This is a genomic window from Pseudonocardia sp. Ae505_Ps2, from assembly GCF_001932425.1.
Taxonomy (GTDB): Bacteria; Actinomycetota; Actinomycetes; order Mycobacteriales; family Pseudonocardiaceae; genus Pseudonocardia.
In genome coordinates this window covers 44,525-48,698 of record NZ_MCIP01000002.1, presented here as the reverse complement: position 1 = coordinate 48,698, position 4,174 = coordinate 44,525, and the positions used below count along the sequence as shown (strand labels likewise).

General features: G+C 65.5%; 4 protein-coding genes and 1 riboswitch. All 4 genes read left to right on the top strand.

Translation table 11 applies throughout. The features are described 5' to 3' along the window. Positions 1–436 precede the first annotated feature (436 nt). A riboswitch (guanidine-I (ykkC/yxkD leader) is annotated at positions 437–537 on the top strand. Between the two features lie 523 nt (positions 538–1,060). Then, on the top strand, positions 1,061–2,704 hold the full coding sequence (locus Ae505Ps2_RS28460) for a cytochrome bc complex cytochrome b subunit (protein WP_249265409.1): 1,644 nt from the start codon (positions 1,061–1,063) through the stop codon (positions 2,702–2,704). After that, positions 2,701–3,168 carry a hypothetical protein gene (locus Ae505Ps2_RS28455; RefSeq protein WP_139320275.1) on the top strand — a complete coding sequence of 156 codons (468 nt, stop codon included), beginning with the start codon at positions 2,701–2,703 and terminating at the stop codon, positions 3,166–3,168. The genes Ae505Ps2_RS28460 and Ae505Ps2_RS28455 overlap by 4 nt, the downstream gene beginning before the upstream one ends. A 140-nt stretch (positions 3,169–3,308) precedes the next feature. Continuing rightward, complete coding sequence (locus Ae505Ps2_RS28450; RefSeq protein ID WP_249265411.1) at positions 3,309–3,626, top strand: MnhB domain-containing protein; 318 nt, start codon at positions 3,309–3,311, stop codon at positions 3,624–3,626. 253 nt (positions 3,627–3,879) lie between these two features. After that, positions 3,880–4,174: helix-turn-helix domain-containing protein (locus Ae505Ps2_RS28440; RefSeq protein ID WP_249265418.1), on the top strand; the 295-nt coding region annotated here is incomplete at its 3' end.

The following is a 4,174-nucleotide window of genomic DNA, read 5'->3' as shown; positions in this document are numbered from 1 at the left end:
ACGCCGGCCCCTCCTGCACACGGGCCTCGTCACCGGATCCGGCCTCGGGAACTACGCTGAGCATGGGTCGTGCCCTTCCGACCAGCGTTGCTGCGCCGGTCTTGCTTGAGAGCCTTCAAGATCACCGGAAGGGTACGGCCCCTCCACAGTCATCCACAGGTCTCAAGCATTGCTCCGGTGGCGACCAGCTGGACCAGTGAGCCTTTGCCAACCTGATGTTCGGGCTGGTCAGAGCAGGTACGGCGTGGCGTGACCTCGCACGTACTGAGAACTGACGCCGTGAGCGCCACCAGCGCCACGCCGACGGCGATCTGCTGCGACAGCGCCTGGCCCGCAACCTGCGCGAGCGATTCGGCGGCAACACCGACCCGCAGTGAGGCGCTGATGCGACGAGAACCGGACGATCGGCTAGAATCCGATGCGATCCACCACGATGGTGGGGCGCGTCTAGGGTTCCGTCCCGTCCCTCGGGAGTCTGGTCCGAGAGATGCAGGCGGCCGCGAGGCCGTCCCACGGCGGGACAAAAGCCCGGGAGGCAACTGGTTGGCATCAGTCGCTCCCGCTGCTGGTGTCTGGCGAGAGGGCTTCCGACCGTGTCCGTCACCGGCTTGCCGTCCTTTACTGTGGACCGGTGCAGGGTCATAGTTCCTGGTCGACAGGTGCCACGCCCCGGTGGTGCCCACGGCCGGTTTTGCCGTTCCCGGGCGGCAGACGGCCCTACGCGGCCCTACGGGTCGATTCCCTCAGAGCGTGTTTGAGAAGCGCTCAAAGTGACGTCCGATATCCGCGTCGCACCGGTGCTCCGCTCGGGCGACCTGCAGAAGTCCCGCCAGTCTTGGCCTTACGGCCACGCGAGAGCCACTGCTGCGCGGGCTTCTCAAACACGTTCACACAGAGTGGGCCGATCTGGTCCACCGAACGTCATTGACGATCCGTGCAGGAGCCGGGGTGGCATCGCGTCTGTAATCTGGCCCTCACTGAGTATTCGAGGAGGAAGCTCCAAGATATGAACTCAACCGATGCGTTGGCGAAGAGACCGAAGCCGCCGGGGACGAGCGCAGTGGTGCTCGATCAGGCCGACGAGCGTTTCGCTTATGCGGCCGGGTTGCGGAAGCAGTTCAACAAGGTCTTCCCGACCCATTGGTCGTTCATGCTGGGCGAGATTGCTCTCTACAGCTTCATCATCGTTCTTCTGTCGGGCGTGTACCTGGCGCTGTTCTTCGATCCCTCGATGGAGGAGGTCGTTTACAACGGCCCCTACGACCCGCTGCGCGGAGTGCACATGTCAAGGGCCTATGAGTCGGCCCTCGAGCTGACGTTCGAGGTGCGGGGCGGCCTGTTCATGCGGCAGCTCCACCACTGGTCGGCGCTGCTGTTCGTCGCTTCGATGATCTGTCACATGTTCCGTGTGTATTTCACCGGAGCATTCCGCAAGCCGCGTGAGGCGAACTGGGTGATCGGGGTGAACCTGATCCTACTCGGCACCTTTGCCGGTTTCACCGGCTACTCGCTGCCCGACGAGATGCTCTCCGGGGTCGGTCTGCGCATCGCCTCCGGTATCACCTTGTCCGTGCCCGTGGTCGGCACCTGGGTGCACTGGGCGTTGTTCGGTGGCGAGTTCATGGGAATGGAGATCATCCCGCGGCTCTACATCATTCACGTGCTGATCCTGCCCGGGGTCATCCTCGCGCTGATCGCGGTGCACTTGGGGTTGGTGTGGTACCAGAAGCATACCCAGTTCCCCGGCGTCGGTCGGACAGAGAACAACGTCGTTGGTGTGCGCATCATGCCGCAGTTCGCCGCCAAGGGTGGCGCGTTCTTTTTCGTCGTCACCGGTGTCCTGGTGCTAATCGCCGGACTCTTCGAGATCAACCGCATCTGGTTCTTCGGGCCCTACGATCCCTCGCACGTCTCGGCCGGGTCGCAGCCCGACTTCTATATGCTCTTCTCCGAAGGGATGGGGCGGATCTTCCCGCCGTGGGAATTCTACCTGTTCGACACGTACACCATCCCGTCGGCGTTCCTGCCGACCGCGGCGTTCCTGCCCGTGTTGTTCGCCGTGGCGTCCGCGTATCCGAGGATCGAGCGGAGGTTCACCGGCGACCAGGCGCACCACAACCTGCTCCAGCGGCCCCGGGACGTGCCTGTCCGGACGGCGCTGGGGGCGATGGCGATCGCGTTCTACCTATGGTTGGTGCTCTGCGGGTTCAACGACTGGATCGCGCTGTTCTTCCACGTCTCGCTCAACGCGACGACCTGGGCGGGGCGGCTCGGGCTGCTGATAGTGCCGCCGATCGTGTACTGGGTGGCCTACCGCTGGTGCATCGGGTTGCAGAACTCCGACCGCGCGGTGCTGGAGCACGGCCTGGAGACCGGCATCATCACGCGGCTCCCACACGGCCAGTATGTCGAGCTACACCAGCCGCTGGCCGGTTTCGACAAGGACGGCCACCCGGTCGTGCTCGACTACCAGGGCGCCTCGGTGCCGAAGCGGATGAACCAGCTGGGCGCTGCCGGGAGGCCGGTGCCCGGCAGCCTGTTCAGCCCGGACCCGCCCGCGGAGACTGCGGCGCTCGTACGCGCCCGGCAGGAGCTGCGGGACCGGGAACGGGCCGAGGCCGACGAACGGGCCAGGGCCGGCGTCGACGCTCCGGAGGCGGCGCAGCGGGCTGAGCGCTCCGCCGGGCGGGGGGCTGCGCCATGATCCGATGGCTCCGGCGACGTGACCATTTGGAAGACCGGGAGATCGATGCGTTGCAGGAGCGCTTTCCCGACGTCGTTTTCCACCTCCGCGACGCGTTCGACGTGAACAGGGTCGACCCTGGAACCGAGCTCGCCTACGCACGCATCAGCCGGAACGGTGACGTTCTCTCACTCTGCTCGGCCGTCCACCGGGTAGACAGCAGCATGTCGGAATGGCGGTTGGCGGTGACACGGACGGACAAAGCCAGCGGCGCCCCGCTGGCCCTACCTGACGCAGAAGCCCGGCAATGGGCGATCGCGGTGTTCGGCCCCATCCACGCGAAGTCGGTGGTCACCATCGTAGCGCCTCTACTGCAGGAACTCCCCATCGAGTACCGGGCTGCCACCCATTTCACCCTCAGGATCGCGCCCGGTGACCTCCCACTCGACACCGCGAAACCCTGGCACACTCGAGGAACTCGGTGAAGACCTCGCCCGGGCCCGCAGGCGAACCGGTGACCGAGTGGACGGTCGACGCCCGCGCCTCCCCGGGCAGGTGGCAGGAACCGGTGGGATGGAGAGCGCCTCGGGCGTACACCCCATCTCCAGGCAGAGGGACACCCGCTGTGGACGACGAGTCGCCGGGCGGCGGACCCGGGCCGGAAGGTTACATCTCCCCGCTGGTTCCCGTTGCCCGTATGCTGTTCCCCGTCATGCTGTTGTACTCGATCTACCTGCTGGTCGGCGGACACTACGGCCCGGGGGGCGGGTTCTCCGGCGGGCTTGTAGCTGGCCTCGCGTTCGTCCTTCGCCACATCGCCAGCGGCGAGCCCGCGGGGCGAGGAGTGACGCAGGTCCACCCGCCCGTGATCATGGGTTGGAGTGTTCCCGATTTCTTTGACGCCGGTTTAGGCTGGCAAGCCGGTTATTTTCCTGAATCCTAGCTCGTATTCGGTGGGTGTCAAGTATCCGAGGGTGGAGTGCCGTCTGCGACGGTTGTAGTAGCTCTCGATCCACACGAATGTCTGCTGTCGGACCTCGGTGACGTCGTTCCATGGCCGGGTGTGGATGAGTTCTTTCTTGTAGCTGGCGAAGAACGGCTCGGCGACGGCGTTGTCGAAGCAGGTGGCGGCGAGTTCAGCCGGTCGTAGCACTTGATCTTGGTTGTTCGGCGGGACAGGATGTTCCGTGCGTGAGATGTTGATGTTGTCGGATCGGGAGGAGATCTCGAGGGGTCTCGCGGAGGGCTTGTCCTACAAGCAGATCGCCTCGGTGGTGGGTCGTGATCGGTCGGTGATCTCTCGTGAGGTCCGTCGTCACGGCGGACGCTACGAGTACCGGGCCGCGGCAGCGCAGGAACGGGCCCTGGCGGCGCGGGAGCGGCCGAAGCAGTTCGCGGTGGACCGTCACCCGCGGTTGCGCGGGATCGTGCATGCTCTGTTGCGTGGTGGCTGGTCACCGGCCTCGATCGCGGGCCGGTTGCCGACCGAGT